The following is a 270-nucleotide window of genomic DNA, read 5'->3' on the forward strand; positions in this document are numbered from 1 at the left end:
AAACCGAGCCCGGATCCGCCCGCTCCGATGTTCGTCTTGCCGCTCTGGGCAAATTTATCGAACACGCGATCCAGTTCGTCCTCCGGGATACCGATGCCGCGATCCTCTATACGACAGTGGATGGCCGCGTTGCCGTCGGGCGTTGCCGCATCGGCTAGACTAGGAAGTGTGGACTCTTGGGATTCCCAAGGGCAAGCAAATCAGATTCAAGGCTGTCATTTGGGAGGCAGCCATGGGTGTTCTGGACCGTCTGGTTCTTCGAGACGATCA

General features: G+C 57.8%; 1 protein-coding gene. It reads right to left on the minus strand.

Going from position 1 to position 270, the window contains the following annotated elements:
- Positions 1-122 (minus strand): ATP-binding protein (locus KKP04_RS15815; protein WP_371818846.1); only part of this gene is annotated, 122 nt, incomplete at its 3' end.
- Positions 123-270: the final 148 nt, after the last annotated feature.

The sequence above is a fragment of the Rhodomicrobium sp. Az07 genome (assembly GCF_018619475.1).
GTDB lineage: Bacteria > Pseudomonadota > Alphaproteobacteria > Rhizobiales > Rhodomicrobiaceae > Rhodomicrobium.